This window comes from Mammaliicoccus vitulinus, from assembly GCF_029024305.1.
Lineage (GTDB): Bacteria > Bacillota > Bacilli > Staphylococcales > Staphylococcaceae > Mammaliicoccus > Mammaliicoccus vitulinus.
This window is the reverse complement of the sequence record NZ_CP118974.1, coordinates 365,704-385,079: the sequence shown is the minus strand read 5'-3', so window position 1 is coordinate 385,079 and position 19,376 is coordinate 365,704. Positions and strand designations below refer to the sequence as shown.

At 33.1% G+C, this 19,376-nt stretch carries 22 protein-coding genes and 1 riboswitch; of the genes, 12 read left to right on the top strand and 10 right to left on the bottom strand.

Annotated features, from left to right (window positions below):
• The first annotated feature begins 161 nt into the window (after nt 1-161).
• The gene (locus tag PYW35_RS01775) at nt 162-548 is read left to right on the top strand and encodes a CidA/LrgA family protein (protein WP_103322489.1); all 387 of its coding nucleotides are present in this window, start codon (nt 162-164) and stop codon (nt 546-548) included.
• Nucleotides 545-1,228: an LrgB family protein gene (locus tag PYW35_RS01770; protein ID WP_103322490.1), complete on the top strand. Its 684-nt coding sequence runs from the start codon at nt 545-547 to the stop codon at nt 1,226-1,228. The genes PYW35_RS01775 and PYW35_RS01770 overlap by 4 nt, the downstream gene beginning before the upstream one ends.
• 831 nt (nt 1,229-2,059) lie before the next feature.
• Here PYW35_RS01770 and hxlB read toward each other — a convergent pair.
• Together hxlB and hxlA are read right to left on the bottom strand one after the other, a co-directional pair.
• Nucleotides 2,060-2,599 (bottom strand): 6-phospho-3-hexuloisomerase, encoded by a 540-nt coding sequence (gene hxlB / locus PYW35_RS01765; protein ID WP_103322491.1) that lies wholly within the window; start codon nt 2,597-2,599, stop codon nt 2,060-2,062.
• A 1-nt stretch (nt 2,600) separates the two neighbouring features.
• The gene (gene hxlA, locus PYW35_RS01760; RefSeq protein WP_016912631.1) at nt 2,601-3,233 is read right to left on the bottom strand and encodes a 3-hexulose-6-phosphate synthase; all 633 of its coding nucleotides are present in this window, start codon (nt 3,231-3,233) and stop codon (nt 2,601-2,603) included.
• Nucleotides 3,234-3,345: 112 nt separating this feature from the next.
• Between hxlA and PYW35_RS01755 the strand changes: the two genes are divergently transcribed.
• The 4 genes from PYW35_RS01755 (at nt 3,346) to PYW35_RS01740 (ending at nt 5,348) form a co-directional block, all read left to right on the top strand.
• Entirely contained in the window at nt 3,346-3,702 is a 357-nt protein-coding gene (locus PYW35_RS01755) for a winged helix-turn-helix transcriptional regulator (protein WP_016912630.1), read from the top strand.
• A 57-nt stretch (nt 3,703-3,759) separates the two neighbouring features.
• Nucleotides 3,760-4,314 carry a DUF4256 domain-containing protein gene (locus PYW35_RS01750; protein WP_103322492.1) on the top strand — a complete coding sequence of 185 codons (555 nt, stop codon included), beginning with the start codon at nt 3,760-3,762 and terminating at the stop codon, nt 4,312-4,314.
• 181 nt (nt 4,315-4,495) lie between these two features.
• Nucleotides 4,496-4,951 carry a LytTR family DNA-binding domain-containing protein gene (locus tag PYW35_RS01745; protein ID WP_169925679.1) on the top strand — a complete coding sequence of 152 codons (456 nt, stop codon included), beginning with the start codon at nt 4,496-4,498 and terminating at the stop codon, nt 4,949-4,951.
• Between the two features lie 13 nt (nt 4,952-4,964).
• Nucleotides 4,965-5,348 carry a DUF3021 domain-containing protein gene (locus PYW35_RS01740; RefSeq protein WP_103322494.1) on the top strand — a complete coding sequence of 128 codons (384 nt, stop codon included), beginning with the start codon at nt 4,965-4,967 and terminating at the stop codon, nt 5,346-5,348.
• Nucleotides 5,349-5,842: 494 nt separating this feature from the next.
• Here PYW35_RS01740 and PYW35_RS01735 read toward each other — a convergent pair whose 3' ends face one another.
• The 3 genes from PYW35_RS01735 to PYW35_RS01725 form a co-directional block, all read right to left on the bottom strand.
• Nucleotides 5,843-6,175, bottom strand: coding sequence for a hypothetical protein (locus PYW35_RS01735; RefSeq protein WP_016912626.1), 333 nt, complete (start codon nt 6,173-6,175; stop codon nt 5,843-5,845).
• Between the two features lie 249 nt (nt 6,176-6,424).
• The gene (locus PYW35_RS01730) at nt 6,425-6,754 is read right to left on the bottom strand and encodes a YflT domain-containing protein (RefSeq protein ID WP_016912625.1); all 330 of its coding nucleotides are present in this window, start codon (nt 6,752-6,754) and stop codon (nt 6,425-6,427) included.
• A 19-nt stretch (nt 6,755-6,773) separates the two neighbouring features.
• Nucleotides 6,774-7,169: a hypothetical protein gene (locus PYW35_RS01725; RefSeq protein WP_016912624.1), complete on the bottom strand. Its 396-nt coding sequence runs from the start codon at nt 7,167-7,169 to the stop codon at nt 6,774-6,776.
• Between the two features lie 163 nt (nt 7,170-7,332).
• Nucleotides 7,333-7,441, top strand: a riboswitch (TPP riboswitch).
• Between the two features lie 54 nt (nt 7,442-7,495).
• On the opposite strand from PYW35_RS01725, the gene PYW35_RS01720 reads away from it, so the two are divergent.
• Genes PYW35_RS01720 through PYW35_RS01700 form a run of 5 tightly spaced genes read left to right on the top strand, consistent with a single transcriptional unit; the run spans nt 7,496 to nt 11,152 of the window.
• The gene (locus PYW35_RS01720; protein WP_103323066.1) at nt 7,496-8,089 is read left to right on the top strand and encodes a thiamine phosphate synthase; all 594 of its coding nucleotides are present in this window, start codon (nt 7,496-7,498) and stop codon (nt 8,087-8,089) included.
• Nucleotides 8,082-9,188 carry a glycine oxidase ThiO gene (thiO, locus tag PYW35_RS01715; RefSeq protein ID WP_103323067.1) on the top strand — a complete coding sequence of 369 codons (1,107 nt, stop codon included), beginning with the start codon at nt 8,082-8,084 and terminating at the stop codon, nt 9,186-9,188. The genes PYW35_RS01720 and thiO overlap by 8 nt, the downstream gene beginning before the upstream one ends.
• Nucleotides 9,185-9,385: a sulfur carrier protein ThiS gene (gene thiS / locus PYW35_RS01710; RefSeq protein WP_016912621.1), complete on the top strand. Its 201-nt coding sequence runs from the start codon at nt 9,185-9,187 to the stop codon at nt 9,383-9,385. The genes thiO and thiS overlap by 4 nt, the downstream gene beginning before the upstream one ends.
• Before the next feature lies 1 nt (nt 9,386).
• Nucleotides 9,387-10,154: a thiazole synthase gene (locus PYW35_RS01705; RefSeq protein WP_103323068.1), complete on the top strand. Its 768-nt coding sequence runs from the start codon at nt 9,387-9,389 to the stop codon at nt 10,152-10,154.
• Complete coding sequence (locus tag PYW35_RS01700; RefSeq protein ID WP_103323069.1) at nt 10,154-11,152, top strand: ThiF family adenylyltransferase; 999 nt, start codon at nt 10,154-10,156, stop codon at nt 11,150-11,152. The genes PYW35_RS01705 and PYW35_RS01700 overlap by 1 nt, the downstream gene beginning before the upstream one ends.
• Before the next feature lie 218 nt (nt 11,153-11,370).
• Here the strand turns inward: PYW35_RS01700 and PYW35_RS01695 are convergent, their stop codons facing one another.
• Complete coding sequence (locus PYW35_RS01695) at nt 11,371-11,742, bottom strand: DUF488 domain-containing protein (RefSeq protein ID WP_103323070.1); 372 nt, start codon at nt 11,740-11,742, stop codon at nt 11,371-11,373.
• Between the two features lie 148 nt (nt 11,743-11,890).
• Between PYW35_RS01695 and PYW35_RS01690 the strand changes: the two genes are divergently transcribed.
• Nucleotides 11,891-13,846: a fructose-1,6-bisphosphatase gene (locus PYW35_RS01690; protein WP_103323071.1), complete on the top strand. Its 1,956-nt coding sequence runs from the start codon at nt 11,891-11,893 to the stop codon at nt 13,844-13,846.
• Between the two features lie 465 nt (nt 13,847-14,311).
• On the opposite strand, the gene PYW35_RS01685 is transcribed toward PYW35_RS01690, so the two are convergent.
• From PYW35_RS01685 to PYW35_RS01670, 4 genes are all read right to left on the bottom strand, one after another.
• Nucleotides 14,312-16,075 (bottom strand): ABC transporter ATP-binding protein, encoded by a 1,764-nt coding sequence (locus tag PYW35_RS01685; RefSeq protein WP_103323072.1) that lies wholly within the window; start codon nt 16,073-16,075, stop codon nt 14,312-14,314.
• Nucleotides 16,059-17,849 carry an ABC transporter transmembrane domain-containing protein gene (locus PYW35_RS01680; RefSeq protein WP_103323073.1) on the bottom strand — a complete coding sequence of 597 codons (1,791 nt, stop codon included), beginning with the start codon at nt 17,847-17,849 and terminating at the stop codon, nt 16,059-16,061. Before PYW35_RS01680 ends, PYW35_RS01685 begins: the two co-directional genes overlap by 17 nt.
• A 261-nt stretch (nt 17,850-18,110) precedes the next feature.
• On the bottom strand, nt 18,111-18,917 hold the full coding sequence (locus PYW35_RS01675) for a glutamate racemase (RefSeq protein ID WP_103323074.1): 807 nt from the start codon (nt 18,915-18,917) through the stop codon (nt 18,111-18,113).
• A 14-nt stretch (nt 18,918-18,931) separates the two neighbouring features.
• On the bottom strand, nt 18,932-19,327 hold the full coding sequence (locus PYW35_RS01670) for an acyl-CoA thioesterase (protein ID WP_103323075.1): 396 nt from the start codon (nt 19,325-19,327) through the stop codon (nt 18,932-18,934).
• Between the last annotated feature and the right edge of the window lie 49 nt (nt 19,328-19,376).

Sequence of the window (19,376 nt, the reverse complement as noted above, 5' to 3'; positions counted from 1 at the left end):
TATATCCATTGAAACACTAATCCCTTATTTTTTAAAATAAAAAGAAAGCATACCACTACAAATAATATTCCAAATTACGTGAATCAGTTCTATAATTAACTATTATATAATCGGATGACCTTTCAGCCATCTTAATTTTTTTTACAAAAGGTTGGATTAACATGATTTCAAAAATGATTAAAATCGTACTTCAAATCTGTGTTCTTTATTTAATTACCTTATTAGGTAGTTGGATTCAGGAAACGTTAAACATTCCAATTGCTGGCAGTATTATAGGACTCGTAATATTATTCTTACTATTGCAGTTCAAAATTATAAAAGAAGACTGGATAAAAGATGGTGCGAACTTATTATTAGGGACAATGATATTTTTCTTTATCCCTTCTATTGTAGGTGCAATGGATTTAATGGAACAAATGAATTCACAATTTATCTTCTTAATCGTTTTAGTCGTTGCAAGCACATGTAACGTTGCTTTATGTTCTGGATACGTTGCTGAAAAAATGATAAAACACAGTTATATAGAAGAAAGTAGTGATAACTCATGATTATTAAAGCATTATTTATGATTGTTTTAACAATTATCATGTACATATTCTCACTATTTATTCAAAAAAAATTTAAAATAGCGCTACTCCATCCTGCCCTAGTATCCTCGATTGCAATTATATTTGTGCTCATTATCTTAGGATATGATTATCAAGATTATATGACAGGTGGTAAGTGGATTTATAACTTTTTAAATTGCACAGTTGTATGTTTAGCCTATCCTTTATATTTGTATAGAACGATGATCGTCAAACATTTCAAAGTTATTATAACAAGCGTACTTGTCGGAATATCCGTCAATCTCATATTAATGTTCACCGTGTTAAACGTCTTAGGTTACTCAAAAGAAATGATCGCTTCACTATTGCCTAGATCCATTACAGCAGCAGTTGGTGTTCAAGTATCACAGCAAATAGGAGGGACAGACAGTTTAGCCGTACTGTTTATTATCGGGACAGGGCTGATAGGAAGTATACTAGGCTCATATTTAATAAAAATAGCTAACTTTAAATCTTGCATTGCAAAAGGACTCACGTACGGAAATGCTTCACATGCTATAGGTACCGCTAAAATATTAGAAACTGATATCGAATCGGCTGCTTTTAGTTCAATAGGTATGATTTTAACTGCGCTGATCAGTTCTATAATCTTACCGGTGTTTGTTTTATTGATATATTAGTCTTCGTGCACTTTATCCGGATTTTACTTAGATTATTCTCCACGATTTTGTGAAGTGCTGACGCCCGGGGGCATAGTATGCCGCGCGCGACTACAGGCTCGAGCCATACCCCTAGGCAAGCATGCACGAACAAAATCGTAAGATTTTAAAACATACAGGACTTCTATGTTGCTTGTTTGGTCAGTCTTGCAACATACAGGACTTCTATGTTGCTTGTTTGGTCAGTCTTGCAACATACGGACCTTCTATGTTGCTTGTTTGGTCAGTCTTGCAACATACGGGCGTTCTATGTTGCTTGTTTGGTCAGTCTTGCAACATACAGGACTTCTATGTTGCTTGTTTGGTCAGTCTTGCAACATACAGGCGTTCTATGTTGCTTGTTTGGTCAGTCTTGCAACATACAGGACTTCTATGTTGCTTGTTTGGTCAGTCTTGCAACATACAGGACTTCTATGTTGCTTGTTTGGTCAGTCTTGCAACATACAGGCCTTCTATGTTGCTTGTTTGGTCAATCTTGCAACATTCAGCATGTACTTAAAAGAACAAACGAAAAAATATAAGAAAAATGAATGTTCTCCACGATTTTGTGAAGTGCTGACGCCCGGGGGAATAGTATGAGTGAGAGACTACAGGCTCGAGCCATACCCCTAGGCAAGCATGCACGAACAAAATCGTAAGATTTTAAAACATATTATGATATATACTAAAAACAGTATTGTGAGTTGAACATGCACTTTCAAAATCGGATAATTCAATATACAAAAATCTCTTCACTAGGCGATAACCTAATGAAGAGATTTTTTTGAGTTTAGTCTTTAAGTCCTAAACTTTTTATTCTAAATTTGCATGATTATTTTGCATTGTCGTTTCACTAACTTTTAATTCTCGCATTAAATCTATTACGATACTATCTAAATATATTTGAGCACTTTGTTCGAATAGGCTTCCTAGCGGTTGCTCTGATCCTTGCTCATCATATTTTGTACCTGCTGGCAATTTAATCACTTGATTTGCAATATCTGCTATCGGTGAGCTATCTTGCGTTGATAGCAATATAACTTCTGCACCAATGTCTTTTGCTTTTTGTGCGAGTAATTTTAAGTGTTCTGTTTTACCTGATCCTGAAACGATAAGTAATATGTCATCTTGTTTAATCGATGGTGTTGTTGATTCACCAACGACATGACTTTTCTTACCTAATTGATTCAATCTCATTGCAAAACCATTTGCGACAAATGCTGAGCGTCCTTTTGCAGCTACAAATACAGCATCTTTAGATAAAAATCTCTCTAAGACTTGCTCTGTAACTTGCTTACTCACTTGATTTAAAGTATCTTCTATTTCATTAAGAATTACTTTATAGTTATTCATATTATTTACCTTCAATAATATCTCGGCATAATTTAGCAGCTGCTTTTGGATCTTCAGCGTTCGCTATTCCTCCACCAACGATAATTAGATCTGGATTTTCGTCTGCAACTGATTTAATTGTTTCAGGTGTAATACCGCCTGCTACAGCTACTTTAGATTGCTTAATAACAGATTTTACTTTGCGTAAACTTTCTAATGGAGATTCACCTTCAGCTTGTAAATCATATCCAGTATGAACAGCTATATAATCTGCACCTAATGCATCTAATTCTTTAGCGCGTTTTTCTAAGTCTTGAACGGCAATCATATCTACTAATAATTCTTTGCCATTTTTATGTGCTTCTTCAACAGCACCTTTAATAGATGCATCTTCTGCAACGCCTAAAATTGTGACGATATCAGCACCAAATTTAATAGCTTGGCTCACTTCATAACCAGCTGCATCCATAATTTTTAAGTCAGCAAGAACTTGAACATCTTTAACAGATTGACTTAATAATTCAACAGCACCTAAACCTTCGTTAATTACGATTGGTGTACCGATTTCTACTATATCTACATATTCTTCAACTTGTTGAGCTAATTTGGCAGCTTCTTCTTTATTTAATAAATCTATTGCTAATTGTAATTTCATAGTATTTATATCTCCTTTGTATTTCTTACTTAACATCATCAATTATGATACAATATACAAAAATAAGCAATACTGACAAATATGTCACTTAGTGAAGAAACGGGGTCGTATCATGTTACTCATCAATTATAAAGAAACGGAATATTATAATTCTAAAGACTTAGCATTATCGGTTATCGGTGGCCGATGGAAGATACCAATCATCTGGCATTTACTTCAAGAAACACCATTAAGACTCAATCAGTTAGAAAAAAAATTACCAGATATTAACCAACGAATGCTGATTAGACAATTAAGAGAACTTGAAGAGGACCATATTGTTAGTCGAACTGTTTATCCAGTCGTTCCGCCTAAAGTAGAATACAGTTTAACTGAAATCGGCAAAGATTTAGAACCTGTCGTAAATGGGATATGTAACTGGGGAGACGAATATTTATCATTTTTACAATCCATTCCTAAAGAGCAATAACATATGACTTTTCATAAAGTTAGATTTTGCTAAAATAAAATAAAAAGGGGTTATTTTATGACATCACAACAGCTTACTCAAGAAGAACAAACAGAACTTATCACTACCTTAAAAAAACGTTTTGAAAAATTTCCAGAACGACACGAACATATCGAATGGTCGGATGTAGAAAGCCACTTACAATCTAATCAAGAAAAATTATGGTCACTTCATGAAATGGAACGTACAGAAGGAGAACCTGACGTTATAGGATATGAAGATGATCAATATATTTTTGTAGACTGCTCAAAAGAAAGTCCAAAAGGCCGCAGAAGTGTATGTTACGACAGAGAAGCACTAGAATCTAGAAAAAAATATAAACCAGAAAAAAGCGCGATAGATATGGTAAATGAAATGAAAGTCACATTACTTACAGAAGAACAATATAGACACCTACAAACACTTGGAGAATTTGATAAAAAATCATCAAGCTGGGTAGAAACACCAGAGAAAATTAGAAACCTTGGTGGTGCATTATTCTGTGATTTACGCTACGACACAGTCTTTACCTATCACAACGGAGCCGATTCATATTATGGCGCAAGAGGTTTCCGTAGCATGTTAAAAATATAAATTAAAGCTGTCTTAACGATCCACGTATAGTGATTTGTTAAGACAGCTTTTTAATTCACGATTAAAATCCAACAACAAAGCAGCACTTATAACCACTTGCACCTTCAATCAAACCGGTTATGACATAACTACTGACAACATCGTACAAAACACATACGATATATATAAAGGAGGCATGGATATGAAAGATAAATTCAATGTACACTTACAAATTGATGCATCTACTACAATAACTGATGTCACCATCAACACATATGAACAAGAAATTGGTAACAACCTATTAAAATATATACAACAATATGAAACGCCTAACGGGAAAATAGGCATTAAAACTTCACAAGGTGTTTATCTCATTACGAAAACAGACATTATATTCGCAGAAGTATTTGATAAACAGCTTACCATTGCGACAACAAAAGAAACATATACGACTAGAATGTCACTCAATGCCTTACAACAATCATTGCCCGAAAATAAATTTGTACAAATTACTAAATCATCCATCGTAAACATAGAACATATCACAAAAGTATCCACTTCCTTTTCAGGAAATTTGTATGCAACACTTATAAACAATCAAAAAGTGACGATATCCAGAAGATACGTCAAAAACTTAACTCAAATATTAGGAATATAAGGAGGAGAAAATCATGAATAAAACATTAAAATCAACCCTACAAGGCATTGGCATAGGAAGTAGCATCATGCTCATATTCATCGCCATATTTGAAGTTACAATAGGATTCCAAGAAGTATTCAGCGTTTACCTATTCGGTGCAGTATGCGGATTCTTACCAATCGTTTATGAAGTAGATCGCATACCTTTACCCTTCAAACTCATCATTCATTTAGGAGGCAGCATCTTAACATTCTTCATCATCTCAACGATAAACCATTGGGTACCATTACAACCAGAGCCCCTAATAGGCGCACTCACAGTATTCACACTCATATTCATTGTAATATGGTTGATATTCCTCATAATCAACATACAACAAAGCAAGAAAATTAATACAAAACTTAAAAAAATGTAAAAAAAAGCCCTTAAGGTCATCAACCTTAAGGGCCTTCTTTATAATATTCAATATCCCACTTTTAAAGTTCGAAAATATTTATTCCCACTATATCTTCTACAATATCTTCCACATTTTATCTATAATATCTTCTACAATATCTTTCACATTTTTCTATAATTCTTTCTAAAATGAAAGGAGTCCTCAAAATAAGTAACCTCCCTAACATTTCAATTAGGATAATACTATATTAAATTAGAACTAAATTCTAATAAACGTTGTTATGATCATTGGTTTAAATTGTACCTATAATTCTTCTCAGAAATCCATAGAGTAATTCCAAACTCTATATAACCTATAAATCACTATATCATTAAGGAATGTATGCACTCTATTAAATTAAATATCTATCTATATATGAGAAATTAAAAAGAAAGTATTACTAAATCGAAGCTATTAGGAAGGAAACAATCACATATCTTATCAATATAATCGTTTGAATTACATTATACCTACTATAATCTTGTGTTTTGAAAAACACTATTTAAATACAAGCAAATCTCATTGATTCTACAAACACTTGCATTAAGCGAAGTAGAATTCTGTTTTAATACTAATAAACTTTTGTCATCTACATGTTTCTTTACAGTTACGACAATAAATACCGAATTGTAAAATTCAGTCGAATCGCTAAGAGACTCTCCAAACCTCTCATCAATATCATCCTGTAAATCTTTAACATTTAAATCTTCAGGAATCGCATATTCCTCAGTCCTAAATACGCCACCTTTACCATCGGTGATGTACCCCTCTAAATCGTACAGTTCTAACTTAATAATCTTATACATACATCCTCCCTTTCAAGAGTGAATTATAGGTTACACTTACATTATATATAATTACCATTTAATGTCAACTACTTTTTATAAAGTTTTTATATAATTTTTCAAGAATACGTTAGAATACCCTTTTTATAGGTGATTTATTAGGTAACAAGCGTCCAAATTCTTGAATTAATGTACTAAATTTCATAATAAAAACACTCCAATTATTCTTTGGAGTGTTTCTTTTGCTCTATACTTTCATTACCTATCCTATTACAACGCACCTTTTATTCTTTGATCTGTTACAATCAACAGCACGTTTCCTTGCTCTATTTCTTTTATATATTTTTCCGCTTCTTCTTTTTTTACATTAAGTATTTCTAATTTTCTTAGAAATTCATCTTCTTTATATGTGTAACCACCTATATCTTGTCTATTATAATTCACATTTTCTAATTCGGTTTGGCTAACAATCTTTTCTGTGTGTTCTTCGCTTGATGACAATACATAAATATCTTTTTGGCTAATGCCTGTGTCTTTCAGCGTATTAAGATCCGCTTCTAAGTCTTTTTCATTTGTATATACTTTTACAACAGGGTTCATAAATACAACCTCCATCCAATTACTTATTATGTGTTTTTAAATCATTATAGCGTTCTTTAGATATATAGAAATTACTGTTGTCTATGATGAAATCAAAGACTTCTTCTTTCGTAATTCCATTTGGTAATTCGTACGTAACTTCTATTCTTTCATCTTCAATAGCATCTACTAATTTGATTTGTTCGGGCTGAACGGCTATTGCCCTTTTATTATATTTCAGTTTAATGTCCGTTTTCCGTTCTTCAATCAACTGTAATTGATCGATTTTAAATGCTGCGTTAACGAGTTCTTTTATTCTTTGTTCTCTTTTACGTACGCTTCTTCTTTTTTTGAAATCTTTAATATATTTCATTCTAAGAATAAGGTATAAAATCAAAATAATAATTAATGATACGATAAATAAAAGTGTACCCATCTCTCATCCCACCTTTTATGTTATAAACTCTTCAAACGTGTATAATAATCTTGTTATTATATGTTTTAATTCCCTTTATTATTTTTATTAAACTCCATGCTCTTTTACTTTTCTATTTGAACATTCAAACTATTATATGTACAATGAAATTAATAATTAAATAAGTAACCACTGGAAGTGCCTTATTAGAGGCTGAGACTAAAGTAGTGACTTTGGGATTCCCTGAACCTGATCCAGTTCATACTGGCGTAGGAAAGTGGCGTATCTAAAGAAGCTAATTTTTGCGCTATTTTTCTATCTAGAGAAATAGCGCTTTTTTATTTGGAGTGATTCAATTGTTTATTGCCGTTTCACCGTACAAGTATTTGGAACATATTGATTTAGATCATTACATTAGCATTTCTAAGGAGATTGATTTGTTATTGCTCAGAGTGCCTATGAGTCGTGATTCGCTATGTCATTCTATTGAGTATTTAATGGACCATGGTTTTCCTAAAAATAAATTAATGATTCATTCAGATACTTCTCTGCTTGAATTATATGACTTAAGTTTTATTCATTTTCGAGAAAATGATGCGCAAGCTTTTCTATATAAACAAAGTCATGCTCATATTTCAGTGAGCATGTCGACACATTCATCTGAGAGCATTCAACAAGCGCAAATGCATCATTTAGATTTTGTGTTCTTTGGCCACATCTTTGAATCAACTTCTAAAGAAGGCTATGTTCCTAGGACAGCTGCAGAAATCAAACGTGCTACTTCTATTGATATACCTATTTTTGCAATTGGTGGTATTGATCAACATTCTCTTCAATTTCTTCCTAAAGGTTTTCAAGGCATTTGTGCAATTTCGTTTTTCAGAGATTCTAGTACCAAAGAAATTGATTCTTTAAGAAAGGTGTGGAATGCATATGTATGATGTGGTAATTATCGGTTCTGGTGTGATTGGTATGTCTATTGCACGAACGCTAAGTGATAAGGATTCTTTATCTATTGCCGTAATTGACCGAGATGTCCCTGGTTTACATGCTTCATATAAAGCTGGTGGCATGTTAGGTGCTCAAAATGAATTTGTACAAGATACAGCTCTTTACCAACTTGCATTACGTTCAAGAGATTATTTCAAATCTTTGAGCCAAGATTTATACAAAGAAACAAATATTAATATCGATTATCAAGAACATGGCTTAATTAAAATGGCTGCATCAGAAGATGATATTGAATGTTTAAAAGCACAATATCACTTTTTGAATCAGCGAGATCGTTCTGTGACAACGCTTAGTGAAAATAGTTTAAAAGACCTTTGTAACGACTCAATTGATTTCAATCATCATGCCATTTACATTCCTAATGATGGTCAAATTAATGCTTCTAAATATACGAAAGCATTGTTGAAATCTATTAACAATAAAGGCATTGACCGCTTATATCATACCGAGGTCAAATCTTTAAAGCGTTTGAAAGACTGTTATAAAGTTCAAACTTCTCACAGCATTTTGCTTGCCAAAAAAGTTGTTGTAGCTGGAGGTGCATGGAGTAATGACTTACTAGAAAACTATCAAATCGAACCTAAAGTAACAGGGGTTAAAGGTGAAGTGTTGTTACTAGAGCATGAACATCTTAACTTAAAACAAACTTTGTTTATGACGAATGGCTGTTATATCGTACCTAAACGAGGCAATAGATTTTTAGTAGGTGCGACGAGTTATGTAGATGATTATTCTGTTGGTACTTCAACTGAAGGAGAACAATGGTTATTTAACAAAGCAGCCGCATATATTCCACTGTTAAACAGCAGCAACATTATTCATAAATGGTCAGGTATTAGACCATACACTGATCATGAGTGGCCAATCATGGATGAAATAGATAATGGACTGTTTCTCGTTACTGGCCATTATAGAAATGGCATTTTACTTTCACCGATCATTGGAAAGCTCATGGCAGAATGGATCGTCAATGATCAACCACCATCATTAATTAAAGATTTTAAAGCTAAAAGGAGTGTTCATTTATGAAATGTATCATTAATGGAGATGAATTTAATTTCGATGAGGCATTAACTTTGTCGGACTTACTACAGTCACTGGAATTAGATCAAGAAAGAATCATCGTGGAGTGGAACGACACACTTGTTAAAAATGATCAGTTTAATGAAATTGTCGTTAGAGAATCAGATCGATTAGAATTATTAGAATTTGTTGGAGGCGGATAAAATGTTAAAAATAGGACCATATGAATTAAACTCAAGATTATTATTAGGCACTGGTAAATTTGAAGATGAACAAACGCAATCGGAAGCCATTGAAGCTTCTGGGACAGAAGTCCTTACATTTGCTGTTAGACGAATGAATTTATACGACAAATCACTTCCTAACCCGTTGGCTAACGTAGATTTAGAAAAATTTATTACGTTCCCTAATACTGCTGGTGCTCATACGGCAGAGGAAGCTGTGCGCATCGCAGAAATTGCGAATCATGCTGGCTTATGTAACCTTATTAAAGTAGAAGTTATTGGAGATGACAAAACGTTATTGCCTGATCCAATTGAAACATACAGAGCTTGTGAAATACTATTAGAAAAAGGTTATATCGTTTGTCCATATATTTCATGTGATGTTGTCTTAGCTAAACGATTAGAAGCATTAGGTGTGCACGCGATTATGCCACTCGCTTCTCCAATCGGTACAGGTAGAGGTATCAATAACCCACTGAATTTAAGATATATAGTTGAACAATCTAACGTGCCTGTCATTGTAGATGCGGGTATTGGTTCTCCAAAAGATGCTTGCTTTGCTATGGAACTCGGCGCAGATGCAATTTTATTAAACACAGCTATTTCCGGTGCTAAAGATCCAGTAATGATGGCTAAAGCTATGAAATTAGGTATAGAAGCTGGTCAATTAAGTTACAGTGCTGGTAGAATTCCTGTTAAATATACCGCTCAAGCATCTAGCCCTACAGAAGGTTTAGGATTCTTATAATGAATCGTTATGAAAGACAAATGAAGTATCAACAATTTGGAGAACAAAGCCAAATACAACTACAACAAACGAATATTTTAATTATGGGTGCTGGTGCGCTCGGAAGTCATGTCGCTGAATTGTTAGCCCGAATGGGTGCGCACAAATTATCCATTATCGACATGGACATTGTAGAGTTATCTAACCTACATCGACAAGCACTTTACGATGAGCATGATGCCAAAGAAATGTTACCTAAAGTATTCGCATTGAAAGAAAAAATAAAGCACATTAATCACAATGTTGAATTAAATGCGATCCATCAAGAAATCACACCTCATAATATAGAAGACATCATTAGCAACATACAACCTGATATAGTGATAGATGGCATGGACCAGTTTGATATGCGCTTTTTAATCAATGAAGCTTGTCATAAACTACACATCCCATGGATTTATGGCGCTGCAGTCGGAAGTAAAGGAACCGTTTATGGCATTGATTTTACTGGACCATGTTTAAAATGCATACTCAATACAGTTCCACAAACTGGTGAAAGCTGTGCGATTAATGGTGTATTACCACCCGTTGTTCAACAAGTCGCAAGTTTTGAAGTATCTGAGTTATTGCGCTTCGTTTCTGGAAAAGGTTTTTCTAAGAAACTTGTGACACTTGATACTTTTGAAATATCTACTCGTGCAACAAATATTGATATATTAAAAAACGATCAATGTACCGTTTGTGAACAAAATATTTATCACGCTTTGAACGCGTCGCCTAGTCCATCTATCGAATCACTTTGTGGAGATGCATTTTTGTTCAGATTTAAAGAACATGCATTTGAGTTCGCACACTATTTCCCAGGTCATATTGCTAAAGAAAATAGCTATGTTAAATTCATAAATTATGATGATGTTAACATGACTTTATTTAAAGATGGTCGCATGAACGTTAGAGGACTTGAAACAAAAGAACACGCTGAAGATATGTATCAACAATTAATTAAATGTATAAAATAATAAAAAAGTCTGGGACATAAATGTCCTAAACTATAATGATTTTGCAAAGTGCTGACGCCTGAGGGAATAGTATGCGAAAGAGACTACAGGCTCGAACCATATTCATTAAGCAATCTCAGGCAAGCATGCACTTTCAAAATCGTAAGATTTTAAAATATAAAAAGATCTCTTCACTAGACTTAACTAATGAAGGGATCTTTTATTTTGAGTATGGTTATTTATGTCTTTGGCTTTTTTTGATGATCTATAATCTCTTTTAATACGACTGCCTGGTTATGTTTTTCATCTTTAGCGCCGTACAATAAGACAATTTGTTTATCATTGTTTTTATATATTTCTTTTAATTTTTCTAAAGCTTCTTGCTGTTCACCTGATTTAAGTTCTTGTTTATATTTTTCTTTAAAAGAAGAAAATTTATCTTCATCGTGATTAAACCATTTTCTCAAAGAACTAGAAGGCGCGATTTCTTTTAGCCAATAATCGAGATTTGCTTTATCTTTGGATATACCTCTCGGCCATACACCATCGACTAATACTCTAATGACATCTTGCTCGTCACTTTCATAAATTCTTTCTATTTTACAACTCATGATTCATCCACTCCTTTTTATAATGATAACCGTTATTACGAGCTTTTAAACCATTAAAGAAAACGCTTAATGTGTTATACTATATCTCAAATGATAGGTGTAATTCAAAATAATAAATCTCGAATATGATGATTGGAGTGAATTTTTTATGACTCAATACGACAACCAGAATTTAAAAGAAAAATACTTAAATTTATTAGCTGAAAAGTTTGATGAAGAAGAAAAAGTAGCGACTGAAATTATTAATTTACAATCTATATTAGATTTACCTAAAGGAACTGAACATTTTGTGAGTGATTTACATGGTGAATATCATGCTTTTCAACATGTATTAAGAAATGGATCAGGTAATGTACGGGCAAAAATAAATGATATATTCAAAGAGACACATTCTGAAGAACAAATTAGTGAACTTGCGGCATTAGTTTATTATCCGGAAGAAAAACTAAAGCTTATAAAAAATCAATTTGAAACAAAAACAGATTTAAATGAATGGTATATTGAAACAATTCAACAAATGATTCATCTCATTTCGTACGCATCAAGTAAATATACACGTTCTAAGTTACGTAAAGCATTACCGAAGCAATTTGTATACATAATCGAAGAACTTTTATATAAAAGCAATGTCTATAACAACAAGACCACTTATTATGAAACCATCGTTCAAAAAGTTATATCTCTTGGCCAATCAGATAAATTAATTATCGGCTTAGCTTATACAATTCAACAACTTGTAGTCGATCATTTGCATGTTGTGGGAGACATCTATGATCGTGGCCCTGAACCTGACAAAATTATGGAAACATTGATTAACTATCATTCTGTTGATATTCAATGGGGAAATCATGATGTGCTTTGGATTGGTGCATATGCAGGCTCTAAAGTATGCTTAGCAAATATATTAAGAATATGCGCTCGTTATGATAATTTAGATATTATTGAAGATGCATACGGTATAAACTTGCGCCCATTAGTCAATTTAGCAGAAAAATATTATGGAGATAATCCAGCATTTTATCCGAAAGAACATACAGAAAAAAAGCTATCAGCAGATGAAAAGCTACAAATCACAAAAATTCATCAAGCCATTGCCATCATTCAATTTAAGTTAGAAAGTCCAATCATTAAACGTCGACCATCTTTCGATATGGAAGAAAGATTAGTTCTTGAAAAAGTTGATTATGACAAGCAAGAAATCACTGTGTACGGTCATACTTATCCACTTGAAAATACTTGTTTCGAAACTATCGATCGAGAAAATCCAGCACATTTAATCGAAGAAGAAGAAGAAGTTATCAATAAACTCCTTCTCTCCGTTCAAGAATCCGAAAAGCTTAAACGTCATATGAACTTCTTAATGAAAAAAGGTAATTTATATTTGAAATACAACGGCAATTTACTTATTCATGGATGTATTCCAGTAGATGAACATGGCAACATGGAAGATATGGAAATTGACGGTAAGATGTACAGTGGAAGAGAATTACTTGATCAATTCGAACATCATATTAGAGAATCATTTAGCCATAAAAATGAAACAGATGATTTATCTACAGATTTAATCTGGTATTTATGGACGGGTAAATATTCTTCCCTATTTGGTAAACGTGCCATGACAACATTTGAAAGATATTTTATTAAAGATAAATCTTCTCATAAAGAAGTGAAAAATCCATATTACTATTTAAGAGAAGATAGTGAAATGTGTCGTAAGATGTTGGAAGAATTCGACTTAGACCCAGAACAAGGCCGTATTATAAACGGACATACACCTGTTAAAGAAATAGATGGTGAAAATCCAATCAAAGCAAACGGTAAAATGATTGTCATAGATGGTGGATTTTCCAAAGCATATCAATCTACAACAGGTATTGCAGGATACACGCTACTATACAACTCATTCGGCATGCAACTCGTTGCCCATAAACACTTTGGCACTAAAGAGAATGTACTTTTAAACGGTGCAGACGAGCTATCTGTACGACGTGTTGTTGATGAAGAACTCGAAAGAAAAAAAGTACGCGATACTAACATCGGAGCTAAATTACAAGAAGAAATTAACATGTTACAAGAGCTGATGTCTTATCGTTATATAGATTAAAGATAGATTTAATTGATTGTGGAAGTGGATCTGAAGTGAAGCGCACAATATCTTTTGAGTCTTCGTGCGTTTTATCCATAATTTACCAAAATCGCACGATATCTTTTGAGTCTTCGTGCGTTTTATCCATAATTTACCAAAATCGCACGATATCTTTTGAGTCTTCGTGCGTTTTATCCATATTTTACCAGAATCGCACAATATCTTCTGAGTCTTCGTGCGTTTTGCCCGTAAATTTATCAAGTCAGGCTCCACATGATAAATAGCAAAAAATCTTTATAATATTCTTCACGATTTTGCAAAGTGCTGACGCCTGAGGGAATAGTATGAGTGAGAGACTACAGGCTCGAGCCATACCCCTAGGCAAGCATGCACTTTCAAAATCGTAAGATTTTAAAACAGATCACGCTATTTACTAAAAAACACCCAATCCGTTTAATTCATTTTCGGATTGGGTGTTTTATTTTAACCATTTTGCAATAAATACATTTTATGATAAATACCTTTTTCTTTTATCAGTTCATCGTGCGTGCCGCGCTCTACTATTTCACCTTTGTTCAATACAAGTATTTGATTAGCATCTTGTATTGTCGATAGCCTGTGAGCAATTGCTAATGTTGTTCTACCTTTACGCATTTTTTCTAATGACATTTGAATTTGTGCTTCTGTTTCGGAATCTATATTAGCAGTTGCCTCATCGAGAATTAATATTTTCGGATCACTCGCTATTGTTCTCGCAAATGCTAACAATTGTCTTTCTCCACTGGAAAAGGCACTTCCTTTTTCAATTACTTGATGGTCATATTTCCCTGGTAATTTATTGATAAATTGATCAGCGTTCACAAATTCAGCCGCTTCTCGTACTTTTTCAAAAGTCATCGTAGGATGATACAACGTTATATTCGACGTAATTGTTCCATAAAAGATAAATGCATCTTGTAACACAAGCCCGATATTATGTTTCAAATCATTTTTAGGTATCTCTTTAATAGATTGATTATCAATTAAAATATCACCTTGATGAAATTCATAAAACCTCATAAACAAATTAATAATTGAGCTTTTACCAGAACCGGTATGTCCAACGAGTGCTACTGTTTCTCCAGGATTTGCGGTAAATGAAATGTCTTTTAATACATCGTTTTTGCCATCATAACTAAATGTAACGTTTTTAAATTCAACTTTACCTTCACTGATATGATAATCTTTTCTCTCTAGTTGTTTCGGTTCCACCATATCATTATCAATCAGTTTAAACACTCGACTAGCTGAAACAAGCGCTTGTTGAAGCACATTTAAATTTTGACTGACTTGGTTAATCGGTTCAAAGAAACGTTCCATATATTGTACAAAAGCAAATACAACACCAGCTGTTACGCCCCCTGAAAAGCTCAATATACCGAAATAACTAAGAATCATAATAACTGCAAAGACTGAAATCATACTAATTGCAGGTCTTAACAATAGTCCATCAATTCGGACTGTCTTCATATTAAATTCATAGTGCTCGTCATTGATGTCGTTAAATTCACGTTGTAATCTTTTCTCTTGGTTAAACACTTGAATAATTCTCATACCTTCAATCGATTCAGCAAGTTTAGCATTCAAATCAGATAAAAGTTGTCTTGCTTGTGAGAAGTATATAGCAGAGTATTTTCGATAAAGTGCGAGCACTAATATTATAACTGGCACAAATATAAGCGCCATCAACGCTAGTTTAAAGTCTAATATAAACATCATGACATAACTTGAAATGACCATAAATATTGCCATTAAAAAGGATGCAAATACGCCGATGAACATTTCTACAATCGCTTCAGTATCATTCGTTAATCTAGATACAATACTGCCACCAGGTTCCTTATCAAAATAGCGCATACCTAATTGACCAATTTTATCAAATGCATCAATTCTTAATTGTTGGATAACTTTAAACGCTAAATATTGAAAAAGATAAACATTCCAATAAGTCGTAATAGCGCCTATAACTTGTATCGTAAAGAATACAATAATTAATAAAGTCATATCACTTTCTGGAAATACTTGCGGTGTTAAATAATCATCGATAAATACTTTTACTAAATAAGGTGTTGCAATGCTTGCTACTGTTGAAATCGACAACATTAAAAAAGCTAGCGCAATAATACCTTTGAAGGGGAATGTATATTTAATCAATCTTTTAAGTACTGCAAATTGATCTTTAGCAGTTAAATTATGATTTTGTGCCATCGTTGTCATCCCCCTTCGCTAGTTCATCTAGACTACTTGCAATTTCTTCGTGTAAAGCTTGTGCTTGATACGTTTCATAATACCAACCTTTATGACGCATTAACTCATGATGTGTACCCCGCTCAATAATTGTGCCTTCATCCATAACAATAATGATATCCGCATGACTTACCGCACTCATTCTATGTGCCGTTATAATATTTGTTTTACCTTGTCTAACGTTCTGCATATTTTCTAAAATATGTTCTTCAGTTTCAGCATCTACTGCAGATAACGAGTCATCTAATATCAGTACTGGTGGATTCATAATCAATGCACGCGCGATAGATATCCTTTGTTTTTGACCGCCGGATAATGATACGCCTCTTTCTCCAACTACTGTATCGTATCCTTCAGGGAAACTTAAAATATCTTCATGAATATAGCTTGTTTTGCTCGCGTTATAAACGATTTCATTCTCTAGTGATGGATCACTAAACGCAATATTATTACGTATCGATGTTGAGAATAAGAAATGATCTTGCGGCACATATCCAAATTGTGCTCTTAAACTACTAATATCGAAATAGCGTAATGGATGATCACCATATTTAATTTCGCTAGCTTGTTCAGTATCAAACTCACGTAATAACAAGCGGATAATTGCACTTTTTCCTGAGCCCGTTCTACCGACAATACCGACCGTATCACTTTTAGAAATTGTAAATTGAATATCATGTAAAGCGATACTGTCATCATTTGGGAAATGAAATTCTTTAATATCAAACTGAATATCACCTTCAGGAATTTTGTCCGTCTCGACTTCTGTATTAACACCATTTTTAACATTTGTAATCTCATTTATTCTTTCATAAGATGCATGTCCTCTTTGAACAATATTAAAAAATAGCCCTAGTGCTAACAGTGGCCAGACCATCATTCCTAAATACGTTGTAAATGTAACAAGTTGGCCTATCGTAATATCATCATTAATCACCATTTTTGCACCATAGAAAATGGCTAAAAAGTAACTGACACCAATAACTGACATAATGGTTGGATCAAATAATGCATCAATTTTAGAAACTTTTAAATTTTTGTTTACAACATCATCACTTAAACGTTTAAAATCTGCTTGGTCATCTTTTTCATATCCGAAAGTTTTTGTAACTTTTATACCAGCAATACTTTCTTGTGTCTTATCATTCAATTGACTAAATGCAGCTTGTGCTTTTTTAAATCCACGATTGAGCAACTTACCGTAGTAACTCGTTAATACGATCATGATAGGTAGAGGTATCATGACAATTAGCGTTAAACGCCAGTCAACTGTAATTGCCATCGTGATTAATACAGCCCCACCGGACATCAACGAATCTGCAATCGTTAACACACCACCACCCGCAGTATTCTGAACGGCTCTTATGTCATTTGTAGCATGTGCCATCAAGTCCCCTGTACGACGCTCTTGGAAAAACGAAGGACTCATCGAAGTATACTTATGGTAAAGTCGAGATCTTAATATCTTACCCAATCTCATACTCGCCCCAAATATCATAATGCGCCAAAAGTAGCGAAATACATATGTAAGAACTGCAGCAAGAAAAAGTACTATGACATAAATCAAAAGTGTTTTCTTCGTTAACGTATTAAAACTTATACCATCAATAACCTTCCCAATAATTTGCGGTGGCAATAAATCAATTAAAGCTACTAATAATAATATTAATAGACCAATAATATAATTCTTTTTTTCTTCTTTAATAAACCATCCTAATTTTAAAAATACTTTCAAAACAGACCACCCTCCCCTTATATCTTTACTTTAAAATTTTATCACAAAAAATTAATTAAACACTTGAAATAATTGAATTTTGTCACTTTTCTAACAAATTCATACTAATGGCCTATATGTTGAACAGATAAATAAGTGATTTTTGAATATGGTTGGCTTTGAGAACTGGTGTTCAGCGATTTATCAAGCATGAACAAGCAAAATCATGAAATTTATAATAAAAAAACTCTTCACTAGGCTATAACCTAATGAAGAGAAATTTTATTTTATACTAATTTCTTCTAACTCCAACTGTATATTTAATTGTTCAAGCATTGTTTCAAAATCTTCTATTCTATAGTTGTCGTTCGTTGTAACTAAAGATTTTATAATACCATTACCTTTAGACGTCTTCTGTCTCACTTTTTCAATAATAGTATGTGCTGGATTTATAAACATAATGTGTGGGTATAATTCTTTGAAATAACTGTACAGCCAAGGTAAATGAGTCGATGATAAAGTAAATACATCGATATCTTCGTGTTCCTCTATAATATGATCAATAAACTTTTTTACAGCAATTAAAGTATGATACTTATCTGAAATAAACGTACTCGTTTCAACCAGTTCAACTAATGACGATGCATTAAATTTATAAGCATCACCTTCAGATAATTCTCTTTGAATATAAGTGTCTAATTCTTCACTTTCAATTAACGATTGAGCACCTAAAATACCAATTTGTTTAGAAGTCGATTTCTCAACTGCTTCTTTTATAGGCGGATAAACACCAATCACTTCAGTTTTAAAGTCACTTTTCACATCATCTAACACAGTTATCGTTGGCGCGTTTGATGCGATAATAATCACACTTGGCTCCCATTGTTCTAAAAATTGTACAGTTTCCTTGATAACCTCTTTTAATTCACTTTTAGATTTTTGACCATATGGAAATTGATTACGATCGGCTAAATAAATTAAATCTTGTCCCGGAAATTCCTTTTTTAACAATTCAACAATCGAGTAACTACCTATTCCCGCATCAAAAACAGCAATTGGTTTAATTAATTCATTTTGTAAATGCGTCATCTTTATCCCCTTATTTAGATTTCTAACAATTCTTTTGGCGTTGGTACTACCTTTTCTTCAACAACATCATAAAATCCACCTTTTTGATAACCAGTACAATGAACTTTAGTTTTTGTCGAGATTTCAAATTCAAGTTCCCATTTCAATTTACTCACTTTCACTAACCAACATCTACCAATTGGTTTATCATGAATATTTAATGGTACTTTATAGTCAGCTTCCGTTCTCATCAATATAGGCGATATATTATTTTTCATCATTTCAGAGTAAGTTATATGTTTATTAATAAATGCAGTTCTTAAATCTTCGAACCACTTTACATAAACTATGTTACTCACTATTCCCATAGCATCTATATCGTAAATGTTGATTTCAATTTCCTTTTCAGCGACTAATTTTCTTTCTTGCATTTAAAGGACTCCTTCAGTCATTTTTTCCTATGTACTTTTCATTATCACT